Source organism: Gardnerella swidsinskii (genome assembly GCF_023277705.1).
Taxonomy (GTDB): Bacteria; Actinomycetota; Actinomycetes; order Actinomycetales; family Bifidobacteriaceae; genus Bifidobacterium; species Bifidobacterium swidsinskii.
Genome location: NZ_CP083176.1, coordinates 86,752 through 110,539, shown reverse-complemented (window position 1 = coordinate 110,539; position 23,788 = coordinate 86,752). Strand labels below are relative to the sequence as shown.

The following is a 23,788-nucleotide window of genomic DNA, read 5'->3' as shown; positions in this document are numbered from 1 at the left end:
AAATTATCGATTGCTGGATTGGTTTATATCTCTAAAATTGCAAACAGTAAATTGTGGATATTTATATTTGTATACTAAAATATTCTCATTAAAAGCAACAATTTAGTTGGAGATTAAGAGATTATGGAAGATAAAAGTCTTGATTTAACTACACCAGTTCTTGGTTTTTTAAAAATAGAGAATAATGATCCTTCTGAAACTGTAGTTATGTTACATGATAACGGACTTAAATTTGAACTGTCTGTATTATTCAAAGAACTTAGTGGTCAAATTTTTAGGTGGTTTTTAGGGAATAGCGTTATATATGTAAATTCTGATGCAGGAGATGAAATAATAAATAGATTACCTATACCTCATATTTTGCAAGTTTTATCACCAAGTAAAACATATACGTTAGTTGGATGTAGATATGTAAAATCATCTACGAATGTAATGCGTCAAATTGGAATTGGGACAATTACATGCGACTATATAATCGTTGGTTCGAATGAAAAACAATTCGAAAAAATAACTCATTTGCGAATGAGTTGTTCAAACCTATATGATTGGTTTACATCTGGAGGAATTGGTGTTAGCAATCTTACAGATAATGACGAAAGTATAAGAATAGATATTAAAAAATCTTGCAGCAAAGAGTTATGTAAAATAAATCCAATGCAAAATGAAAGCGATAACTCGTGCATCAGTCTGTCGCTTGTTATTAATCAGCAGTTAAGAAAACTATCAAAAAATGGCAGTATTGTTAGCTTTGAAGAAGAAGCATTTATTGAGACTCATAGTGAAGATGAATTGAATTGGGAAAAGCATATTTCAATTCATAATTGGATTTTAAATCTTATCTCTATATCTAAATTAGAGCGATGCGAATTTTCAAAAATGGAAGTAGGCGTGGAAAACAATAATACTTGCAATGATTCAACAGTAAAATGGTTCACTGTTCTTCATCATTTAAATGCTTATGCGCAAAACATTTATAAAAAGCATAATAAACAATTCTTGTTTGATTTTGACGATATTAATATTTGTGGAATAGAAAAATGGTTTGAATTATTGCAAAGATATGGAAGATCGATGGGAATAATATCTCGCTTAGCAAAAGAACAAAATAATCTTCCAGTTGAATCTGTGAATATAAGCCTAGGTGTTGCGCTAGAAGATATTGGGTGGGAAATAATAAAAAGCAAAGGCCAGAAAAATAGAATGAACAAAAACGGTGGATTGGCATGTTTTATGTGCGCATTATGCGCGATAAAAGACGAATTTGGCGAATATTTTCCAGTAGATATCAAGGATTTTGATTGGTTAAAAGAAATGAATGATATTTATAAGAAAAATAAACATGATGATGCTAACGAAAATATGGAAAAAACTCCGAAAGATTATGAAAAAATGTACAGAATTAATGTTTGCTTTATAAATATTATTAGATTATGGATTGGCAAGCAGCTTGGAGTTGAGTTACCAACAATGCTTAAAAGACTTAATTCGAACATATTTAAATACAATGAAACATCTATATAAAAACACGCATACTGAATCATTTTATCTTGCATAAATATTAATTTTATGCAAGATAAAATGATGAATAGAATAACAAATAATTAAGATAAGCCTAATTTACTTTTTAGGTACAATTTAGCCAAACTAACGAGTATATCAAAAGGAATATTAATAATTTTATCCGAAAAATTATTTTTTATCTTTTCCCATATTTCGTTAGAGCTTATAGAATCAAGAAAGTCATTACCACACCAAGTTATATCTAGAACGATAACATCTACAACACCAACTTCTCGTTCGCCGATACATACATTAATTAAATTACCTTCTTCCATTATTTTCATGTTGTAAATAATTTCTTCAAGAGAGTATTTACTACTTTTCTCGGCAATTTCGCTTGCTCTAACTTCTTTATCACTTTTAGAAACTTCAATTAAAATTTCGCGAACCAAATCCATATTTCTTCTCATAAGCTCATTCCCTCTTTATTGATTATTGTTTAAATTTTCATATAAATATCATATACGACTTAGCACAAACGTATAAATAATATCTAAGCCGTTTAATTTATGTTCTATATCAAGGTTATCCAAATATATTGAATCTTTAGTAAGTTTTGATTTTAGAAATTTTAGGTTTCATAAGCCTAGTCTGTAGTGATTGGTACAGAGATTTTACCTCTTGCTATTACCACGCCGTAGTGTATAGCGTAGCATTCAACATAGTGTTCCCCTCGAAAAACCGTATGTTCTTCTCTGGTGTTAGAGGTTGTACCATCAATAATTTGCCCTCTTATACAATTTCGTTTTTTAGCTTCTTCTCCACAGTTGCATACTTTCCATTTGAGACTATATGGTGTTGAGAGATCTGTATTTGTTATATAAAATTCTAGTTTTTTGTTTGGTTTAAGCCAAATATGATTTCTTATCATATCTCTTAAACTAGCTGGTCTAAATCCATCTTGTGTTACTTTGCACTCAAGATTAAGCTCATATTGTAAATCAATAGGATAAAAATTTTCGATAAACTGTTCCGTGTCATCATACGACGTAAAAAGATCCTTGGCTACTTGTTCGTAGTCACTTAATGGAACAAATCTTCCAAAGACCTCCCGCCATTTCATGTATGACTTATCTTCATCTACTTCATCAATAGCAGCACGACATAGATTATAAGCTTCTGCAGCCTTTTCTTGAAAATTTTTCTTGACCTTTACTCTTTGATTGCTACCTAGAGCATTCCATGATTCTTGCTTTGGTAAATTGCTTATATATTCGAAGAAATCCCTAATCATATAATCAGGATGATTTGCAGTGTTAAAATATTCATCGTTATCATTGAGAAATCTCCATGCCATAGTATCTATGAGAAGACCACCTATAAGAACGCTATGTTTATTTTTCCATGCGCGGGCTAACTTACAAATTTTTCTAGCATTCCCCATAGATGTTTCGTCGAGATTGGATATAGCTTTGATCTCATCTCGAGGTTTGGTTGTTTTCCAAGAATCGGAATAAGTATCTGGATACAAAAATGAACCATCATCTTGTTCAAAGACAGGTTGTACTTCAAATTTATAATTTTTGAAATTAACTACAACAACTAGTCGATCTACTCGAATATCAGTTCGTGAATAATGGGTAACTATAGCTTGTTTTACTTTGGACAAAACCTTTTTTGTGCCATCAATTGTATGATAATCATCCCATAAGCTAGAAGGCAGAATATAAAGTAAATCCAAGTCAGAAACACCATCTATGGCAGTATGACGTCCCCATGAACCTACCATTAACCGATTGTCTGATTTTGAATATGAATTTCTAAATTCTTTATTGAGAGCTTTTGTAATTTCATCTCTAAGCTTTCGAATTTCTTCTTTATTAGAAATTTGAATATTGTCGAAGATTTTATCAAAAATGTCTAATGCACTCATGTAACTGATATTTCTTCCTTATTCTATTCTTCCTGGGGTTCTGTTATCAATTTCTTCTTGTGATGATTGGGGTTTTTCGTTACCGTTTATAGCAGCATTAGCCTTGTTATAATCTCTGGATGTTGTTCTAGGTGCTGTTGATAGTACGTCGTGTTCTTTAAGTTCTAGCTCATCTCGAATTTTACGTGCGTCCTCATCTGAAATGGCTGAAACTTCAAGATCAGAAATTAATGATTCATATCTTTCAAATAGATAGCGGATTTCAACAGCGGACTTTTGATGTTCTGCTATTTTTACCTTAAAATCGAAGAATTCACCCGAAAAAGAAGCACCTGTTGCTAAAGTCGCTATAAGTGCTACTGCAAAATTCCCCCAAATTTCGTTTAACATAATACCAGCAACACTTGTAATCAGTGTGCCTGTAGTTACGACAGTTAAGCCAATTGAGAATCTTTTGCGCCATCTTTCCCAAGCTTCACATCTATCAGCAGCTTTTTCTTGTGTGCGATAAGTGTATAAAAGACGATCTGCACGAGCATCAAGTAAATGAATTAGTTTGCTTTTATTTTCCATGACATGCCTCGTACTATTCCATACGCTGTACTTTTTCTTCTATAAAGGCAATTTCTTCATCATTAAGACCATACTTACGGTAAAGTTGCTGATCGATATCATCGATGGATTTTGACCAGTCGATGTCGGATGCGCATGTGAAGTCTTGCATTGGTACATATTCCCATGTTTCAGATTTATTACCCTGAGTTACTTTTAATATTGCTAATAAAATTCTACAAAACTTAGTCTTTATATATTTAAGTAATGATTCTGCCTCAAATTGACTATCAAATGCGCCAAAACCTATAAATGTTTGAGTTATCCCATCTCCAGGAAGTCCAAGTACAGGCTTACTAATCATTCTTGCAGGCTTATCTCCTAGAGTTCCAGAAGCTCCATTAGAAAATGGAACAAATATTTTATATTTATCAATCCAAATCTCATCTTCTACATATTTCTTTGAAATATATCTATATTCTCTAGATCGTTTTATTAAACCTAATACCCTAATATCGCTATCTTCAGTTTTTTCTTTCGTAAAAACATCCAACCTTTCCATTATTATCTGTCTAAATCTCTTATCCCTGCCATTGCTGCCAATAATTGACGCATATTCGGGGTAATCACGATATAATAAATCTAAATTAAATCTATTTTGGCTATAAATTATAGACCTTATGCTATCATGCTCTTTTTCCCAAACTTTGTTTCGAATTATATTTAACTTAGGCTAGCTAACAAATTTACCTATTTTACCAAATTCCACTCTTGAATCTCTATAAGTTATAGCAATTCCGCCAGGGATAAGTATATCCTTAAATATTTTTGTACTGTCATTTTCGAAAAATGGAACCCTCAAATGCGTATCGTTTAACATTTTTTTATTCCATTCTGATGGAGTTTTTCCTGCATTAAACAAAAATCTTGCTGGAGTAATTAAAATAACTATTTTCCCAATATGATGCGATATTTCTAGAAACATATGATATATTGGATCATCGCTTGAGCTTGTACCTTGCGCTGAAGCCTGATACGGCGGATTTCCTACGATTGCTCCGAATTTCACTTTTTCACCCCCTTGAATTTTATCTGTCAGCGTAATTTTATCAAAATCTTTCTTCTGACTGAGAAGTTCAGTTATTCGATTATAGTCCACCTCCTCTTTATCGTTTTTAATATCGAGAAGTTTGTAACTTGTAAAGTTCTTAGCAATACAAGCGGTATTTAGTCCAAGTATTTCGTAGAAATGTCTTGTGAACTCATAAGCAACGCTTGAAGTAGGAATAGCGTAGATACTGTTTCTTATTTCGTCAAGCGAAAAACCTAATGCCTGTAGACGTTTTACGAGCGCTACTGTATATTCGCCTGCCTTTGATGCAATATCAAGTAATTTTTCACCTGATTTAATGATATTGCGCAATTGGTCTTCGGAAAGCATCGCCACCATTTCATCAGCTACTTTTATCGGAGTTATGATTTCAGAAGTAGACATACGACTAAATTTAGCAAGTGAAGTTACTGCACGCTCAAGGGGCTTTAAGTTTTCGTCAGTGGCAAGTGTAGATATATTTTGGATTTTATAATCTAAAGCACTGAGCTTAAAAGCATTGAGTGAATTTCGCAAAACCTCGATATCATCCGTATTGATACCTAGGTTTTTAGCGAGTCGATCATTTTTACCGTTATGCAATGTTTCTAAAATGTCATCTAATGACTTTACTGATTCTGGACAAAGGAATGAGAAGAAGAGGATACGCTGATAATATGTGCGTATCCTGTTTTCTAAATCTTTGATTTCTTTATCATCAGTTATAGCTGTGAAAGATGGTTGTTTATGTGGCTCTATGTCCTCATTATGATCATCCAATGTTTCATCTGTATCATCATTAACATCAAAATCCTGGCCATCTGTTTCACTTGCATGGGCTTCCAGAGTTAAGCCTGTCTTAGATCCAAATGGATTTTGTGCTTCAATTACAGACCGCATATGCTCGTTATTTAGGATTGATAAATCTATCGGTAAATCTATTACCTCGTCGCTAATTGAACGAGAATTGTTGTAATGACTAACCTCTTTTAAGATATCAGTAGCTTGCACCTGTTCTAGGCGGTTATGATTCATTGTAATAACTGGCGATATACGAAGCTCGTCAGCAATACGCTTGTCAAGCAATGAATTACCATTCTTTTCAGTGTTAGCATTGTAAATTAAAGATTTTTGCTCCTGCATAGTAAAAAGACGATGTGGATCAAAATCTACGAGTAGCGTTTGCGGTTTTAGGCACTCTTTGATAACTTTTGTGCCGTCACTTAGTTCACGGACATATTGATTTTGTAAGCGAAATATCGCTTGATCGTATTCTTGCGGACTCGCTGTATCTTTCAGATAAATCATCGTATCCCATTGCTCAACAGTTGAGCCCGTAAGCATTCTATTTACTGTTAAAGTGAGTGTCTTTTTACCTTCTGATTCAAGTTTTGCAATACGATTTTTAATATCTGTTGGCGTATGGAAGTGATGTTGTGCATCTACGCCTGAAATATTTAAAATCTCATACTCACCAAGATTCTTAAATTCTAAAGCACGATCTTTAATAATCTTTTCCATTGCATCGCAAGAAGCACAATATGGCAAAACCATTACAATATGCCTGCACATTTGACCTTGCTTAATTTTATCGTAGTCTAAAAATCCTAAAAGTTTTGAGTCACTAGAAGTACCATCGATAATTTTTAGAAGGTCAAAAATTTCCTCCTCATGTTCAAATTTTTGATGCCTATTCGTTTTTGTGTCTTTCTTAATGGATTGAGGCTTAAAAAGAGCAGATAAAGCAAGACTAACTCCATGCTTTTTCAGTTCGTTCATTTTTTCTATAGCTCGCTTGCTTGGGTGGAACGCAAAACGAATCATCTGAGGAAAACCAAAATAAGGGTTATCCCATTCCTCAACATCATCTTTATCTAAGTTTTCAGCATCCCAAGCTGCCTGTTCTCGAGCAATATCAGTAAATTGAACAAAAGAAATAATATCTTCCGGTTCAAATTCTGAGCCCATTAATATTCGATAAGGAGTACCAGAGAGATGTAATCGAACTTTAGCTTTTAATTCCTTGATTTGTTTATCTGCATCTTCAAGATCTATTTGATCATCTTCCTGTTTATCAAGAAACTTAATATTTTCTTTTAGGTCTTTTTTCTCGTCTGTTTGCATATTACGCAAAATCTCGCCATAACTTTGAGCGCGAGCGCCAAAATGTGTTTCATCAACAATTAATAAGTCAATTTTATTTTCAAAAACTTGTGCATGCTTTGCCTTAATCTCGGTACCTTGCAAGTCTTGTAATGTTAGGAAAATAACTGCCGTTTCATCTTTGGCATGAATATCTGAAATAGCATTATCATTCTCTAATAATTCTTTTGAACTTAAAAAGTTATAGCCTTCAAAATTACCAGGCTGTTCTACATTTTTCTTCCATTCTTCGCGAACGTCTGCTTTAGCAGAAACAATAAGTACAGTCTTTGCATTTATAGCTTTGGCACATGCAAGCGATGTAAATGATTTACCAAATCGCATAACAGCATACATTAAAAGATTTGTACGTCCTAAGTTCATTGCCTTTATAAAATTGTCAACTGCTTCTTGTTGATTTGGGCGTAGTGTCCACTTTGTGCCGCGCTCATAATGTATCGTAACAGGCAATCGTTTATTGGAATCATAGTAGTCATATGTAGAGTTTTTCAATTTATATTGTTCGCATATATCGTTAATAGCTTCATCTAGTTCAGAAGTATTAACATCTTTAAAAAATTCCCTACTATAGTAAACATTATTTGTAGATAAATCTTCTGGTTTAAGACGTTTTTTGCCAAGCGAATTTTCTAAATAATCATGTACAGCATAATCGCGAAAATATACATTATCCGAAACTGTTGCTTTATGCTCATATTTTTTGATTAGGTCAGGGAACTTTTGTTCCCATTCCTTTAAACGAACACTGACTGGCCGATAAGTATCACCAACTTTGAGATAGTTTGGTATTGTGCCTGTTCGGAAAGCATAAATGTGAGGTGTAACTCTACCAAAAATAAGATTATCTAGCAATTCAAGATTGTCTACTTGTTCCATCGTTTTTCTCCTGTAAAAGTAAGTCATTAAATGTGTTGGTTTTATTAGTTCGCCAATCTTTTATTTGGCAGGATGTTGAAGTTTGAGAATCTATATTTTTTTCAGATTCTTCAAAATCAAATAAAGTTGGTTGTACGCTTGCTGGTATCTCACTACAGTAAGGGGGACATCCTGTAAGACCATCCATTTGCCAGATGTTCCACGAAATAATAGTTGCTATGCTTAAGAGTTCTGATTCTGTAGGTTTTCTATTAAGCGAATCACGCATATAATCAACATATGTCGCAAGAAGATTTTCTCTTGCTAGAAGCAGACTGTCTCCTTGATATTCAAAACCGTATATAGATTCAAATGCGCGTTTAGACCACTTGAGTCAATCTATTTCATTACTAGTATTCTCTTTAACTACTCTAAGCTTACGATCCAAAAGTCCGATACGTTGCTTAAGTGGAATTATTTCGCCAGTTGTTGCATCATATCTGCTAACTAAATATGGAGCCTCTCCACATGTTATTTCCATTCGACGTTCATCTACATACGCCATCCAATTTTTTGAGTGATTATCTGAAAACTCGATTTTTTCTGTGGTAGAAATCCAACTTTTGTCATTAGTACGATTAAAAACATTAGATCTGCCAAACCATACCTCATCAACCAAATTATTTTGTTCATTGCAAATCCAAGATGGAGTAAATACCTCAGCCTTATTTTTAGTTCGAGATATTTGCAATTCACGAGATTTTGATGTTCTAGGTGCAATCAATCCTGCATATTTACCAGTAATTGAAGCAATGGTTATTTCGGAATGCGCTTGATGAATATGACCATAATTTTTATAATCATTCGTTGCCCAGCAAATATTGCGTTTTGTTGTATGATCTAACAATAAAGTGGAGAAAACCTTAGGATATTTCTCATAGAATGTTTGTTCATCAACATTTTGCTCAAAAGTATAATCAAGAATTGATTTACTCATTTACTCATTTACTCATTTCCTTAAAATTAGCCACTATTTCAATCAGTCTTCAATTTTTTAGTCAAATGAAGCAAATAATTTTGTTGATATATTCATATAATCAAACTCTTTTTCCCTCTAAACTTAGTAATCAAATTACTGCCGCAATGACTTTCTTCTTAAGTTATATATCACTTATACTTATTAAAGTGCATTTATATAATCTGCTTATAATTCTCATTCTTCCCCTATAAACACATATAAGCATCACATATCCCTACTCAGTATGAGAAGAATAATCAGATAAATCTACTATTATTATATTTAACAATTATGACTGCAGCAACACAGTCATAAAATTTGTAAAAACATCAAAATTTGTACATACTCATACGTACAACAAGCTCACTTCACTATAGGAAGTGTTGATTGCTGTTGCATTTCTACTAAGAACTTATTAATTAGCTTTTTAAACACTATAAGGTATAACGAAAATGTAATTGCGGTGTGCGTTTGCGGACACACACCTGTGGGAGCTGACATAGTTTCGGCTCCCTCTTTTATTTTGAGTCGTTGAATAGTAATAGCGAATATCTAGAAATAGTGATAAACTCACTGGTAACAACAGCCCCCTAAGCCTACTAACAGTGCTCAAATCAGGGGGTTCTTTTTGGGTTATAGGCCAAAAAGTGTGTAAAACCAATCTGGTGAATATTATTGGGGCATAATCCAAGATCTAAACACCGTTACTAACTCGGTCAACGAACTGAGAAAATAACGGTGTTTAACGATTGCTACATACTACTTTCTGAATCAACCAGCTTAAAGCCGCAGCGCACTAAACTTTTTAGCGATAGTCTTCACTAAGTACGAACAACAGCCTAAAGCACGCAAAATCGTCTGATTCTAATACCCAATTACATCTTTCTCAACTTCGCGTATAACGTCCTCGGATATGTTTTCAACAGCAATACGATAGACCTTATTCATGCGAGGATTATAAATACCCAAGTACTTAATATTCTGAAACTCTGGATGAATAGAATGCAAACCCATACGCCAATACATAAGCAGTTGAAGAGTCTGATCCTTATCCAACTTTTCTTTAGAAACTTTGAGATCCCACAAAGTATCAGCTGTTATAAAATCACCATCGCCAGCACTTACCGTATCGGTGTAACCGCCCTCTAGCGTAAAACCGTCAAGCACCTTCGGGTCATAACACTCAAGAAAATGAAGCGAGCGTTGAACCATAACTCTAATGTTTTGGATTGTGTGCTCATCGGGATTGATTTCATCAAAAGGCCTGTAGCCAATAGGATCATATCTAAAGCATACATCGAATCCAACAAGTTTGACGGCGTTAACTATATCTTCATCGCTAAGTCCTTTAATGCCGGACATAAGTTTCAACGCATTATCGCGTTCGTTTATAATCATTGCGCCCAGTAAAGAAATTTTAAACGCGTCTATTGCACTCGATCCAGACATTAAACGAGTCATGTAGTCAACTACTATACCAACTAAATTTGGGTGAATGTTCTCTTTATCGTATAAGTCTTCTATTCCATCACCTAACGATTCTTCAACAAAATCTTTTCGTGGCAAATACCCACCATAAGGTTGTTTAATGCTCTTAATGCGTTGTGTAACTGAATATCCCATAACTAAACACTCTCCTCTTTAAAAGTGCGTACAGATTATGAAAATAATTTAATAGAAACAACGTACGTATTTAATAGGATCAGCGTACGTACGAATTTGTTGAGACAAAAAACTGATATGTAGTCCTTTTTGTACTACCCCACTGCAATTTTTAACGTGTTAACAAAAGGCTCAAGTAGCGTGATACTTGCGAAACATATAACACAGAAAGCAACAGTTTCAGAGTACAAAAGGAAAAGTTTCATTGCATACAAGAGTTAAGAAACTAGACCTGCCCATTTACTACTTATTACAAGGCTGAGCAACCTCATAAATTCCTTATCTCCAAATCTCTAATAAAGTCTATGAGGAACTTGCCAAATGAAGTATTTAACACGAGAACAGGTGATTAAACTTTTGCTTTCAATTGCTTGCGTATGCTTGCAACTATTTTGTAAAATAAGCATAGAAAGGACGCGAACACAATGTCAAATACGAATGCTGTATATGCAAGAATCGATACAAATCTTAAAGAAAACGCTGAAAGCATATTGAACCAGCTTGGCATAACACCGTCTTCTGCGATTCAAATGCTTTACAGCCAGATTGTTTTACAAAAAGGCATGCCATTTGAACTTCGCTTGCCAACTAATAAGCAAGAAAAGTCGCTTGCTTTAGGCAGCTTAACAAGAGATGAGTTGGATAAGGAATTGCAAAAGGGCATCGACTCTATTTCGACTGGCAAACAATATAGTGCAGATGAAGTAGATCAGTTCTTTGCAAAGGAATATGGTGCATGAGTACAACTTATAACATCATCTATTCTCCGCAAGCGTTCCTTGATCTTACAGAACTATACGAATACATTCGCTTTACATCACAAGTTCCAAAAACAGCTGAAAAACAAGTCAACCGCATTAAGTATGCTATACGTTCTCTTGAGACTATGCCTATGCGATATCCTCCTGTAGCGTGGGAACCCTGGCATTCTGTGGGAATACGCAGAGTTTCAGTCGATAACTACACAGTTTTTTACCAAGTAGACGAAAACCAAATGACTGTAACAGTTATTCGTATCTTCTACTCAGGCAGAAATATTGAAAACATTGTTAACGACTCAAACAATTAATGCGCGATTTGGGATAGAAAAGTACTGGCAACGTATTCACACTTTTTTGAGTGCACACTATGGATAGTGGGTGCACTTTTTAACGATAGGAAAATATCGCAAAAAGGTTTAAGATTGGCTTAATAGCTTGATTTTTGGGAATGAACCCAGCCTAGAAGCCCCCCTAGGCTGGTCGTAACGTTTCGTAGGATTTGACACTCTTTTTAACTTTTGCACTAGTTTATTTCTATGTCTTCTAATCGTTCCTTTTTTAATTATCTTTCTTTATCAATCGTTCTCTTTCAGAGCAAGTTCTATAAGCTTATCCGTGTAATCAGCCATAAATAACGGAATATTCAACATATCATCGTCTAGTTTGAGATTATTCAGCGAGAATCGTATACGTAATTTCGTTTGATTAGGGAATAATTCTTTAAACTTTTTCAAACTTCTACTATTAATATTTGCTTCAGATTTAACTTCAATAGGGAAAATATCATTTTCTCGTTGAATAAGAAAATCCACTTCATACGGCGGATTCGTTTGAGACCAGTATCTAGGCATCACTTCAAATTGAGTAAGCAGCGCTTGCAAAACATAATTTTCTGTTAAAGCACCCTTAAACTCAGTAAACAGTCTATTGCCTTCCGCAAACGCAGTCGGAGCAAGTTGAGATAATCGCCTTAACAAACCAACATCTGCCAAATAAATCTTAAAAGCAGATACATCATCATAAGCAGCAATAGGTAAACTCGACGCAGTATTTCTATAAATTTTATACACCAATTGTGCTGACACCAACCATTGCAAAGCATCTTCATATTCTCTTGCTCGCGCACCATTTTTAACAACTTTATACAAGAATTTTTTGTTTTCACGCGCAAGTTGAGACGGAATAGAATTCCAAATCATTGATATTTTAGGAAACTCACTAACACTAGGATGTTTCGCAAAATCTCGTTCATAAGCTGTTATGATCTCAAACAACGTTTCTTGCATTGCGTTTACATCTCGCGCTTTAGCCCACATTAAAACTGACTCAGGCATTCCCCCTGTAACATAATACATTTTTAATTTCTCGCATAGAGGGTTAAAAAATGCGTCTGGAATCTGCTCTATTTTATCGATTTGTTTAATATACTTCGCTAGATTTTCATCTCCATTAGCAAGTAAAAACTCAGTGAAATTCATTGGGTTTATTTGCATAAAATTAACTTTTCCAACTGGGAATGAAGATGGTTTTGCAAGTGTTATTCCAAGCAACGATCCAGCGCAAGCAACATGATATTGCGGAGCGTTTTCACAAAAATATTTCATCGAGTTTATTACTTCTGGGCAATCCTGAACCTCATCAAATATAATCAACGTGTTTTCTGCTTCGATTTTTTGACCACTTGCAAGCATTAGATTTTGTAAAATTCGCTCCACGTTTTTAGTGGTTTCAAAGAATTGCTTATATTCTTTGTTTTCATCGAAGTTAAAATAAGCAATATTTTTGTAGTAAAGCTTACCAAATTCTTTTAGTATCCAAGTTTTACCAACTTGACGCACGCCTTTTAATATCAATGGTTTACGATACGGTGAGTTCTTCCATGCTAAAAGTTTACTCATAATCAGCCTTTTCATGACTACTCACCTTTCACTTGACGCTACGCTATTAAATATTGCAACCGTATTAACGCTTGACTATTTCTACGCGAGTTGCACTGTTGTTCTGTTATATTTTGCGGTATCTTTTATCGTATATCACATTATTATATACGTTTTGGCGCATTTAATCACATTATTATACGTATTTTAGTGTTTTTTATCACATAATTATACGCATTGAGCAATGCTGAGCATAAAAACACGTAAAAACACGCAGCAAAAATTACTTCACACGCACTAAATATCTTGCCCTTTATGACTCGATAACATGTATTTCACATACCGTGCTTTCCAATCATCTTCACGAACGCAAGCAAACGCATTCGTCACAGACTGCAAGCCTAAACTTTTAACATACTTACAAGCAATACTAAAACTATTATCAACGCTAATCTCTTCATTCACTAGCAAACTATACTCTTTCATAAACAGCAAGATTTACAGAAACAGAAGAACCAATATCATCGCGCGCGTTTAACGCCTCCAACAACATTCCCTCATAAACGAAGCAATCACATGCAAATCTTCACACTCATAATACTCAACAAGCAACTTCTTAAACTCAGGAACCTTATTTTCTGGAATAACCAACAAGCCCCTGCCATGAGAAATCAAATAATGTAGAGAACTTTTTTACAATTTTTACACCGTTTTGTTCTCCAAAACATAAGCAACTAGAGTACACAACTATGGATGCTACTATCTGGCAATCTTCCGATAGTCTTATATTCCTACATATAACCACTCTGCCCCACTACCAATATGCCCTACTGCTCTCTGCAATTACTCCAGTGCTATATTCATACGTGTAGGTGCTCTGCATATGAGCATCACTCGGCGACCAGCTTCCATTTGAAGATTTTGAAGCCTTAAACAGAATATAAAGACCACATTTTCCATCCTGAGAGTCCCTGTTATACTGCAGATAAGTAATGTCCGAACGGCTTTCACTCAGAACAAAGTACATATCTCCCTTGGCGGTATAGTTCTCCTTGAACGCAAAGCCTTTCGCCGCAAAATACTTATCAAATATCTTAAGCGCTGCATTTCTTTCCTTCTTTGATTCTAAATCATGCTCAGCGGAATCATGCAAATCGTAATTTTTATCTGGCTCTTCAACCTTTAATCTTGTATCTTTTAATCTTGTATCTTTCCTGTTATTACGATCAATTCTGCTATACCACTCAGATTCACTTATTTTTGGATCAGTATCAGTTGAATCTTTCATTGGTCGAAGATACTTAAGGAAAAACGGGCCTTCAGACTTATAAAGATAATACTCAAAAGGAGCATACATATCGTCCACGTGCTCTGTGTATGTACCATTATCATTTTGTTTCACAGAATATCTGCCAACAATAAACAAAACGTCAAAAAATCCAAGACCTAAGATAATCAATACACAAAGCAGAACATGTAGACAACGAAGTACAATTCTTATACCTATCTTCCGTACACGCGAAATAAGATAGAGATTATAGAAGACACATACAAGAGCAATCGTAATCATCCAAACAACTGGCATTGCCGCGCATATAACATATACCCAAGTCTGCAAAAGCCACTGATTTGGAAGACGTACCGCAGTTATTCCAAAGAATGCAGTTAGAATACCACTTAACACAAAAAAGCAACAAAGAATTAGCGAGATTCTACCCTTCCACCGTTGCTTGCCATAGCTAAGAAAAGATTTATTACGCTCTACATTTGCACTACTAAAACGGCTGTGTAGATTGCGCTGCCAAATAACACCAATAACCCAAATAAGAGAAACTACAACAAGAAGCAGAATTGCAAAACAATAGGTGATCCATCCAAAAAGCTGTAGCTTATTGGATGCCATAAAAACAGTTCCAATAATCATTAAGATGGAAAAGATTTCCGCACTCGGCTGCAAAACCTTATACTTGGATAATTCCTTATTTGCACTGCGAAGGTTTTCACATATTTGCTCATGTGATTCACAATATAGAGGATTTTTCTCATCTGTGGGAGTATGTTCCTGCTTTTCTTTCTCTTTCTCTCTTCCCCCTTGTAGATTATCTTTCTTTCTCAATTATTCTCCTTCAGCGCAAGTTCTATAAGTTTATCTGTATAATCAGCCTTTTCATGATTACTCACCTTTCATCTTGCATTACACTATTAGATATTGCAGCCGTATTAACGCTCGGCTGTTTCTACGCTTAGTTTCACTGCTGTTCTGTTATATTTTGCGTTATCTTTTATCGTGTATCACATGTTTTGGTGCATTTAATCACATAATTATACATATTTTAGTGTTTTTTATCACATAATTCTACACATTGAACAGTGCACAACGCAGTGAGCACATCCATCTGTTTTGCACACAATATTATGCAACCAAGATTTACTTTATTCTTATCAGAAACCTCGGTAATACCATTTTCCAGTTAATCATTCAACTCACCTTAAGTTCGCATCACTCAAGGTCTTATAAAACAATCTACCTTAAGAAAATAAACCTCAAAAACCGTTTCTATAAACTTTTCTCATCAAATAGATAGATTCTTGTTACGATCTTCAATACAATTGCAAATTAAATCTACAGCTTTATAAAACTCATCAGATGATAATTCATCAATTTTTCTATTAAACGCAAAATGATTTGTCCAAAATTCTTTTGGATACCAAGAATTACTTTGTTGATCAACAAATGCACCTAAGTAATTTAAACGAACAAATTCCTTCCAATTATTGTTAAAATTATCCATCCATTTCTTGAATCTAAATACAGACTCAGCCATATGATCATTTCCATTATATCTGTTAAGCAATTCAAAAAGATATTTGTCATCATATGAATGACACCATTTAAAAATACAATACATGACTATATCCCAATAATCAGAATCGGCATATTCTCCACTCCTCTCTCTATTAAAATACAAAGGAACTGGAATTAAATTGCCCTTCGAATGTGCTAACTTTGAAAAATCCTCCATCCTTTTTGGCAATTTTGAACCCGCAATGATTTTGTCCGCGCATCTAATCTTGCCAACACTACGCATACCTTTAAGTCCTTCAGTTAACACAAAATACTTTCTTATAAAATTACCAAATGAAGTCATTGTATCCCCGTGATACACTATGCCATCTTTTACTATTTCAAATTTGTGTTTACTCTTACCTTCATATTGTTTTTTACACTTACCATTTTTTAAATAAGAATATTTTTCCAAATATTGATCGATAGCCCACTTCGATACATCTACATCTATTATGTTATTCTTTTCTTTATTAGTTTTACAATAAGCTGCCCATAATAAACTCGAAGACTTTTCAAGCTCTTCTTTATTGAATCTATTTTTTATATACAATGAGATAAATTCTTTTTTACCGTCATATAATTCCATAATGATTGCACCTACTTAATAATCTTTGTGAATTGTGAATTGTGAATGTTATATCATATACCTTTAATACTTCCAACATTTTAGCAACCCCTCAATCATTTTCCCATCCACTCGCGCCTTCCACATACCTACTTGTTGCCTTTGTTTCTACATTGAAGTATGTTATCAGCAATAGGAGGTACAAATTCATGGATAAAAATGAAAACATTAATTTACCTACGAAGGTCACCATTACTTTAGATCTTGACAAATTATACAATGAACTAAAAGAAAATGGTTGGAAACCTAATAGTACGGCTAAATACTACAAGCATTACATCCTTAAACATATTGGTAAAGAAGATACTATTCTTGGACCTGATGAAAGCGTGCGATATCTAATTGATCTGCTAGCCACAATTTCATCCCGTCATTTCTTATCAATGATTGAACCAGGCCCTGGCAAAGACGCTCTTATAAAACGTGTTATACACGAATATGAAAAATACCCCCCCTATTTTTTCAAACACAAAAGTCTAACTTTTTTGGGGGGGGGGCACATCACATTTACATCTGATAACTATTTCTTAGTTCTAAATAATATTATTTATTCAACTCCTATGGAATTTAAAAAATCAATAAGTGTTTTTCCAAGTTCTTCGTTTTCTTTTACTAGTTTTATGCATTTTTTAGGAATGTAGTAGAATTTATTGGCTTCATCTCTTAAAACTATGAAATTTTTTTCTTCGCCTTCAGTGCAATTGTTTTTTTCGCATAAAACTCCGCAATGAGATTGATTTTTAGTATTTCTTACTAGCATGATCTGTTTAATTTCTTTTCCTTTTATTACTACCTTCAAAGCATCATGCGGGTGAAAATTACCTGTAGTTATATCTACGTTATAATTGTTAGAATGTATTTTAGCTTTTTTATATTTTTCTTTTCTATTTTCCTTACTTATGATATCAAATAAGCGATTATCTCCCAAGAAATCATCTTCTTCATAATTTTTCAAATCTATTTCCGTACTTGTATTTGTATTTAAATCATCTTCTGTAAGTCCAAAAGTATATGGCATTAAAAGAATTTTGTTATATTTAATCTCGTAAATATCCACATTATTTTTTAGTTCTATTTCCCACCAATATAAATTTTTTAATAATTTTCCTCTACCTCTACGCACCTTAATTTTATTTTTAATTGTTTTAAATTTACTTAAATACTTATTCAATGTTTTTATCTCAGAATATGCTTCTCTAGCATTATTTATTTCAGCAGCTAACTCTTCTTTCGAACTATCGTTACCCATAATAAACTCTCTTTCCTTCTGCGTAAAATTCACATACAAAGCCAGGTGCAAATGGTGTGCATTTTTCTTACATCAATCTTGTACACTCAGCTCGTTTCGATACTAGTCTTTGACATCAATACTACACTCTCCACGCGTCTCGACATTACGCCTTGGACATTAGGCAAACACACTCCACGTGTGTCGGGTTATAACTATGGATTGAATTTGATATGTTGTGTAGGTGGTTTAGATGCCACAAATTACTGATACTATTTTCCTACATTTAAACTCATCATTTACACAACTTAAACATGTTGCTATTTTATTAACGCATTCACATTATTTATAAATTGATTCATGTTTTCCACAGCAATTTTTATTAATTCAGTTCTTTTATAATAATAATCTTCAAATACATAATATACTTTATCATCAATAACTTCTAATTTTATTCTACCATGTGCTATTGCATTTCTTATCTTATGTAGAATATATATAGTGTTTCCAAACTTTTCATCCCTACTTCTAATCGTACCATCTGATATTTTCTTTTTAACAAACAATGCCATTTGTGAACTATCATATTCAAAGTCATCTACGTTTAAAACAGAATATTTTATCGATTCTAGGTCAGTATCTTCCAACCTCAATGAAAAATTAATAATATATATAATTTTAAAGAACCATCGGAATTCTATCCATGAATCACTGTCTTCTTTTAATTCATCAATACTTTTCAATATTCGATCGATCATCTTAGCTTTTTTTGAATCTATAGCAATTTTATAATCTATGATTCTATCATTCAACTGAATTAGGTGAGTTAAAAAATTTGAAAATTCGGTTTCTATATCATAGATGCTTTTGACAAAATATCCTAGCTCATTCTTTGTAATATCTTTACCTAGATATTTATGTAACATTTCACAATACTTCGTTAATTCTTTTTTTGTAATTTCCGTTTTAGTAATTTCAAAGCAATCCTCATTATTAACTAAAAATTCTTTTAAAGCTTGAAATTCTCCACTCGAAAAGACCTTATTATTCATAGGATGTAGCTGATTATCAAGAGTATATTTTCGCTTTCCTTTATATTTAACTTCCATAAAATATGAAAGTTCTTCACTTAATTTAATATAGGTATGTTTGTAGGCAATAGATTTTGTCATTTGATTTAAGTATAGTTTTCCTATTAATTCATGACAAAGTGGTTCTATAACCAATCCCTTGCTTTTTAAAATCCCCTTATCTTTATTGAATGCAAAATAATATGGAATTGGGCCGTTCTCTCCATAACTCATAAAACATCCGTACTGCATATGTGCAAATGAATTTCTTAAAATTTTTCTACTATCCCATAATGACTTAGGTTTATATTTTAATTCTGATTCATTAAACTCATAATAAAACGTGTCATCAACAGTTATTTTAAATCTGTCTTCAATTTCTTTAATCGTTTCTCCATATTTATTCTTAATACTAGCAATATAATTTTTAGGATCAAAAGTATCTTTTAAATAATCTTTTTCTAATTTTTCTTTGTTAAACAACATCACACAAGAATCTAAAAAAATTCGAAATCTGAATAAATCTACTAAATTCATATCTATTTTGTTTGTGCAAATATCCTGCTTAATTTTATCGATATCAAAATTATGTTTATAATAATCCTCATATTTTTTTATTTGTATCACATTATTCAAAAAATAATTAGTCAATATTTGTACCCCCCGACCAACTTTTAATTTGTTATATATTATACATGCTCATCACTTATACTATACAAAAAAGAGATACACAGAACTATGTAAGAAGGCAATCCTACATAGGTCTATGACTCTCTTACTTTTTAATATTGATAACTTGCCCTGTTTTCAGCTTTAACTCTAAACTAGCATCTTTTGCTCGTACTTCATCAACTAGCATCCATCGTATTGATGTTTTCCTTTTCAAAGTAAATAGCAACTTGTTTAGCCTTTAGCTCACGAGCGTATTGTAAGCAATCTAAAGTATTTCTGGCCAAGCGTGAAATAGATTTAGTAATCACTAGATTTATATACCTTGCTTTACACTCTTCAATCATTCGATTAAACTCTCGCCGATTCTTCATGTTAGTCCCAGAAATACCTTCATCTGCATAAATATCTACTAAATATATAGAATTAATTAGTAACGTTCATATGCTGTCCCTTTCACGGGAATTCTTACAGCAAAAACTAGGACTTTTTTGGACTTCTATTGTAATTACTTTTATGGTTACTTTTGCATAAACCACCATGGGTGCAAAGTGGGTGCACTTTTTAACGTTAACATCCTGTGCACTCGACCCTATAGCGTTGATATCTTCCCTCAAACAGCCAAAATACGTTCAAAAACCGCGCAAAGCCAGCCTAAAGCCGCCACGCATTAAACCTTTTAAAATAAATAGTCCTCGCTGCTACATAAAGCCTAAAACGCAGCAACTAGACTATACGCAAGTAGGCGTCATCAAAACGATATCTTGATTCAGTACGATTTGTAAAGGAGCACTACTGATTCTGTATGGCTTGAGTGGCCAGTATGGATAAAATTATAATTTTTAAGGAAGACTCGTATGTGGGAATATATCAAGCTTTTATAACTTAATGAAATGTTTTCATTATTTTTGGAACGAATAATAAAAACCCAATAGTATGTTTATTTGTTATTATCGGGCTTCATCTCATCAGAAACAACTTTTTTTGTTGATTCTGATTGATACTTATTTGATAAATAATCAATTCTCTTCTCAAAATCTGGAAATAAATCTTCTTCAAAATAATAATATTCCCTCAATTTTCTTATTAATTCATCATGCATGAAATTTAAACAAATACGTTTAGATTCCTCTATTTTATTTTTTTCTTCTTCTAAGATTTTTAAATACTCTGATTTTTCTTCAATTATTTGAGCATCTCTTTTTTCGCCTGAAGACAAGTTTATTTCAGACGCTATTTCTTCCAGTTTGTTTCTTTCTGACTGAATTTCATCTAATAGCTTTTCGGTAGAAAACTGCAATACAATTTTAACTAATGGAATCTTCTTTAATTTCTTTTTGAAACATAATTTATCAAAATTCAAAAAAGCCCCTTTTTGAGCTATTATTCTTTCATTTATTTTATCTTTTCTAACTTCTGTAAAAAGATAGTCACTTCCATCATAATTTTCATCGATTTTAAACATAAATAAAGATGGTTCTTTATATTTATCAAATCTTCCAGATAACATGAATAGAAGCGCAATATATGGATTGCTAGTTATGTCAAGAAGGCTCGTTTTTAAGCCATAATGTTGCAATAATGATAGCTGATTTTCTCTTTTCTCTATACTTTCATCATTCTTTAATTCTATATATTCAATCTTATCTGGAAATTCTTTAGATATTTTTCTATATAAATTTTCAAAATTTAACCTATATGAGTTTTGAATCGTACTTCTTAGTATCCCTGGTAATGGATCATGTTTGCTCGATTGCCCTCTAAAATAATTATATTTTATTTTATCATTTATGAAAAATTGGAACAGTTCCTTGTATAAATAAAAAATCTGCCAATCTGTGGGATATTTATTCTTATTTATTGCTTCATTACAAATGTCTATAAATCGGTTTAATTTTTCTTTTCTTTCATCACTATCTGAAATATCTAGTTCCAATCCTACAATTTTATATAGACGCTCACCATTATCATTAGAAAGTATATTCTTAGTATATTTAATATTTATTACAGCTTCATCAAAAAAATCACCTTGCTTGTAGCTATCAAGGAGATCATTATAAGATAATTTGTCAACTTCTTGATTATTTTTCATCGACAAAAACTCCTAGATTTTTAATTCTATAATTTAAGGCTTGAGTTGATACTCCCATCTTATTAGAAGATAAATCAACCAATTGATTTATGTCATTTTCATCAAATTTTTGATGAATTGAAAAGCCCAATTCTTGAATCGAATCTATTAATACCAGTTTCACCAATTTTTCAGGCATTATTAATTCCGCTGCAAATTTATTAGCAGCTACTTCATTCATTCTAGCAATCGTATTTTTATAGTTGGACGTATCAGAAAATCTATATGAAATTCCTTCATGACCTAAGATAATATGCCCTAATTCATGAGCAATCGTAAACCTCTGTCTATAATCTGGTTCAAATTTATTAATTGAAATTACTTTCTTCCCATTTTTGGAATTCATTCCATTATTAATAGTAAATCCAGAAGATTCAACACAATCATATTCTAATGAAACTTCACATTTTTCAGCAATAGCATCTACATCAATTTCATGCGACTTATCGTCCAAGCTAAGCTTTGAAATTCCATCTTTATAGTTACCAAATTTATTCAAAAATTCATCAGTAAATATTTCATTATATAGCATGCCGCACCTCCTTTTTATGTAATTATACCAGATAGGGTAATCGGAAAAAGTGTGTCTAAAAATCCGAGTTTTCGTTGGAATAGGAGGAAAAATAGGTGCAGCTAAGCTAAAAAGCTTAACAGTCAGTATTACTTGACATTTTCTTAAACACGCGATCGCGCATATCGAGCATATACAACTGTCTTAAACGTACCGTACGTCCCTAACTGACAGCATACGTAAACATTCTGACTACTAGAATTTAGAACACATTCACGAGCGGCTTGCAAAACTATGTTTTAGTATCGCTTCAAACATTAAAAAACTCTATAACACATCCACTTACTGTAATAAGCCGATTTCTCACTCAAAACACGCCAAACTAATAGACACACTTTTTTGCCGATTACCCTAAAATAGGCAGAAACACGTGCCTATCCATTAGGTATATATTTCTGCCTATTAAAAAAATTCTATGTGAAAAGAGACAGCGTTATGCTGTCTGTCTGTCTGTCTGTCTGTCTGTCTGTCTGTCTGTCTGTCTGTCTGTCTGTCTGTCTGTCAAGGATTTTGTCAGATTTCCCATAGCCTTGTCAACCTTTTATACGTAACTTTTAATAAGCTGATTATACAAGATAAATCCTAGATTGACTAGCCTTTATACATTCTGTATTTGTTGTTTACTCGTCTATTTTCATTACACTCCCATCAAGGAAGGTAAACTCAACCTTTCCATCTTGATGCACGGTTAGATAGTCAACCATGCTCAGCCAGACGTTTTCATCGAAAACTGTTAGCAAATCCTGCTTTTTCAAGTCCTCGATAAAATATTCAACCTCATCACGTCTTGCTTGCTTTTCAACAATGCCGGCTTTTACTTCCTTAAGCCTTGACTCTACAGTATTAAACCTGTTCACTAAACTCGCATATTTTTTCTCCCACATATGCTACGGTACATTTCCTTCTGCATAAATTTTTTCCACTTACAAGCTGGGTGCAAAGTGGGTGCACTTTTTAACGTTAACATCCTGTGCACTCGACCCTAAAGCGTCGACATGTTCCCTCATACAGCAAAATCACGCTCAAAAACCGCGAGAACCCAGCTTAAAGCCGCTTCGCATTAAACCTTTTAACGATAGCCCTCGCTAAGCCCTGCTACACAAGGGCAAACTTGCACCCACCTAATCAGCCTTTGACATCAATACAACACTCTCGACGTGATGAGTGTTGGGATATATAACACAGAAAGCAATAGTTTCAGAGTATAAAAGCAAACAGTTTCAGAGTTTAGAAGG

22 protein-coding genes and 1 pseudogene are annotated in these 23,788 nt (G+C 33.3%); 4 read left to right on the top strand and 19 right to left on the bottom strand.

Features of this window, described 5'->3' with window-relative positions; all coding sequences use genetic code 11:
• Nucleotides 1–123: 123 nt before the first annotated feature.
• Nucleotides 124–1,521 carry an ApeA N-terminal domain 1-containing protein gene (locus K9E37_RS00465; RefSeq protein WP_248893354.1) on the top strand — a complete coding sequence of 466 codons (1,398 nt, stop codon included), beginning with the start codon at nucleotides 124–126 and terminating at the stop codon, nucleotides 1,519–1,521.
• An 80-nt stretch (nucleotides 1,522–1,601) separates the two neighbouring features.
• Here the strand turns inward: K9E37_RS00465 and K9E37_RS00460 are convergent, their stop codons facing one another.
• The 8 genes from K9E37_RS00460 to K9E37_RS00425 all read right to left on the bottom strand — a co-directional run bounded on the left by K9E37_RS00460 (nucleotide 1,602) and on the right by K9E37_RS00425 (nucleotide 10,734).
• On the bottom strand, nucleotides 1,602–1,970 hold the full coding sequence (locus K9E37_RS00460) for a DUF2513 domain-containing protein (protein WP_012914167.1): 369 nt from the start codon (nucleotides 1,968–1,970) through the stop codon (nucleotides 1,602–1,604).
• A 176-nt stretch (nucleotides 1,971–2,146) separates the two neighbouring features.
• Nucleotides 2,147–3,433, bottom strand: coding sequence for a nucleotide-binding domain-containing protein (locus K9E37_RS00455; protein WP_174182588.1), 1,287 nt, complete (start codon nucleotides 3,431–3,433; stop codon nucleotides 2,147–2,149).
• 18 nt (nucleotides 3,434–3,451) lie between these two features.
• Nucleotides 3,452–4,006 (bottom strand): SLATT domain-containing protein, encoded by a 555-nt coding sequence (locus K9E37_RS00450; protein ID WP_174182589.1) that lies wholly within the window; start codon nucleotides 4,004–4,006, stop codon nucleotides 3,452–3,454.
• A gap of 13 nt (nucleotides 4,007–4,019) precedes the next feature.
• Nucleotides 4,020–4,547, bottom strand: a complete 528-nt coding sequence (locus K9E37_RS00445; protein ID WP_248893352.1) for a hypothetical protein — start codon at nucleotides 4,545–4,547, stop codon at nucleotides 4,020–4,022.
• A gap of 171 nt (nucleotides 4,548–4,718) precedes the next feature.
• Nucleotides 4,719–8,114 carry an Eco57I restriction-modification methylase domain-containing protein gene (locus tag K9E37_RS00440; protein ID WP_248893349.1) on the bottom strand — a complete coding sequence of 1,132 codons (3,396 nt, stop codon included), beginning with the start codon at nucleotides 8,112–8,114 and terminating at the stop codon, nucleotides 4,719–4,721.
• A complete protein-coding gene (locus K9E37_RS00435; RefSeq protein ID WP_248893348.1) occupies nucleotides 8,092–8,382 on the bottom strand; it encodes a hypothetical protein in 291 nt (96 codons plus the stop codon). Before K9E37_RS00435 ends, K9E37_RS00440 begins: the two co-directional genes overlap by 23 nt.
• Before the next feature lie 105 nt (nucleotides 8,383–8,487).
• Complete coding sequence (locus tag K9E37_RS00430) at nucleotides 8,488–9,090, bottom strand: hypothetical protein (protein WP_248893346.1); 603 nt, start codon at nucleotides 9,088–9,090, stop codon at nucleotides 8,488–8,490.
• Between the two features lie 885 nt (nucleotides 9,091–9,975).
• The gene (locus tag K9E37_RS00425) at nucleotides 9,976–10,734 is read right to left on the bottom strand and encodes a hypothetical protein (protein ID WP_248893344.1); all 759 of its coding nucleotides are present in this window, start codon (nucleotides 10,732–10,734) and stop codon (nucleotides 9,976–9,978) included.
• Nucleotides 10,735–11,198: 464 nt separating this feature from the next.
• Between K9E37_RS00425 and K9E37_RS00420 the strand changes: the two genes are divergently transcribed.
• Entirely contained in the window at nucleotides 11,199–11,513 is a 315-nt protein-coding gene (locus K9E37_RS00420) for a type II toxin-antitoxin system RelB/DinJ family antitoxin (protein WP_248893342.1), read from the top strand.
• Nucleotides 11,510–11,842 carry a type II toxin-antitoxin system RelE/ParE family toxin gene (locus K9E37_RS00415; RefSeq protein WP_076002872.1) on the top strand — a complete coding sequence of 111 codons (333 nt, stop codon included), beginning with the start codon at nucleotides 11,510–11,512 and terminating at the stop codon, nucleotides 11,840–11,842. Before K9E37_RS00420 ends, K9E37_RS00415 begins: the two co-directional genes overlap by 4 nt.
• A gap of 267 nt (nucleotides 11,843–12,109) precedes the next feature.
• On the opposite strand, the gene K9E37_RS00410 is transcribed toward K9E37_RS00415, so the two are convergent.
• The 5 genes from K9E37_RS00410 to K9E37_RS00390 all read right to left on the bottom strand — a co-directional run bounded on the left by K9E37_RS00410 (nucleotide 12,110) and on the right by K9E37_RS00390 (nucleotide 16,845).
• Nucleotides 12,110–13,447 (bottom strand): ATP-binding protein, encoded by a 1,338-nt coding sequence (locus K9E37_RS00410; RefSeq protein ID WP_102155180.1) that lies wholly within the window; start codon nucleotides 13,445–13,447, stop codon nucleotides 12,110–12,112.
• 261 nt (nucleotides 13,448–13,708) lie between these two features.
• A complete protein-coding gene (locus K9E37_RS00405; protein ID WP_012914158.1) occupies nucleotides 13,709–13,876 on the bottom strand; it encodes a hypothetical protein in 168 nt (55 codons plus the stop codon).
• A gap of 69 nt (nucleotides 13,877–13,945) precedes the next feature.
• Nucleotides 13,946–14,086, bottom strand: coding sequence for a hypothetical protein (locus K9E37_RS00400; protein ID WP_004109059.1), 141 nt, complete (start codon nucleotides 14,084–14,086; stop codon nucleotides 13,946–13,948).
• A gap of 139 nt (nucleotides 14,087–14,225) precedes the next feature.
• A complete protein-coding gene (locus K9E37_RS00395; RefSeq protein ID WP_004109077.1) occupies nucleotides 14,226–15,527 on the bottom strand; it encodes an ABC transporter permease family protein in 1,302 nt (433 codons plus the stop codon).
• A gap of 457 nt (nucleotides 15,528–15,984) precedes the next feature.
• Nucleotides 15,985–16,845 carry a hypothetical protein gene (locus tag K9E37_RS00390; protein ID WP_012914156.1) on the bottom strand — a complete coding sequence of 287 codons (861 nt, stop codon included), beginning with the start codon at nucleotides 16,843–16,845 and terminating at the stop codon, nucleotides 15,985–15,987.
• Between the two features lie 188 nt (nucleotides 16,846–17,033).
• Here K9E37_RS00390 and K9E37_RS00385 point away from each other — a divergent pair.
• Nucleotides 17,034–17,330, top strand: a pseudogene (locus K9E37_RS00385) (hypothetical protein); the annotation flags it as partial.
• 101 nt (nucleotides 17,331–17,431) lie between these two features.
• Here the strand turns inward: K9E37_RS00385 and K9E37_RS00380 are convergent.
• From K9E37_RS00380 to K9E37_RS00355, 6 genes are all read right to left on the bottom strand, one after another.
• Nucleotides 17,432–18,133 carry a hypothetical protein gene (locus K9E37_RS00380; protein WP_248893340.1) on the bottom strand — a complete coding sequence of 234 codons (702 nt, stop codon included), beginning with the start codon at nucleotides 18,131–18,133 and terminating at the stop codon, nucleotides 17,432–17,434.
• A 299-nt stretch (nucleotides 18,134–18,432) separates the two neighbouring features.
• On the bottom strand, nucleotides 18,433–19,833 hold the full coding sequence (locus tag K9E37_RS00375; RefSeq protein ID WP_248893338.1) for a hypothetical protein: 1,401 nt from the start codon (nucleotides 19,831–19,833) through the stop codon (nucleotides 18,433–18,435).
• A gap of 197 nt (nucleotides 19,834–20,030) precedes the next feature.
• The gene (locus K9E37_RS00370; RefSeq protein WP_276517888.1) at nucleotides 20,031–20,258 is read right to left on the bottom strand and encodes a recombinase family protein; all 228 of its coding nucleotides are present in this window, start codon (nucleotides 20,256–20,258) and stop codon (nucleotides 20,031–20,033) included.
• 533 nt (nucleotides 20,259–20,791) lie between these two features.
• Nucleotides 20,792–21,943, bottom strand: coding sequence for an FRG domain-containing protein (locus K9E37_RS00365; protein WP_248893336.1), 1,152 nt, complete (start codon nucleotides 21,941–21,943; stop codon nucleotides 20,792–20,794).
• The gene (locus tag K9E37_RS00360; RefSeq protein ID WP_248893334.1) at nucleotides 21,933–22,514 is read right to left on the bottom strand and encodes an ImmA/IrrE family metallo-endopeptidase; all 582 of its coding nucleotides are present in this window, start codon (nucleotides 22,512–22,514) and stop codon (nucleotides 21,933–21,935) included. Before K9E37_RS00360 ends, K9E37_RS00365 begins: the two co-directional genes overlap by 11 nt.
• 659 nt (nucleotides 22,515–23,173) lie before the next feature.
• The gene (locus tag K9E37_RS00355) at nucleotides 23,174–23,437 is read right to left on the bottom strand and encodes a hypothetical protein (protein WP_248893331.1); all 264 of its coding nucleotides are present in this window, start codon (nucleotides 23,435–23,437) and stop codon (nucleotides 23,174–23,176) included.
• Nucleotides 23,438–23,788 lie beyond the last annotated feature (351 nt).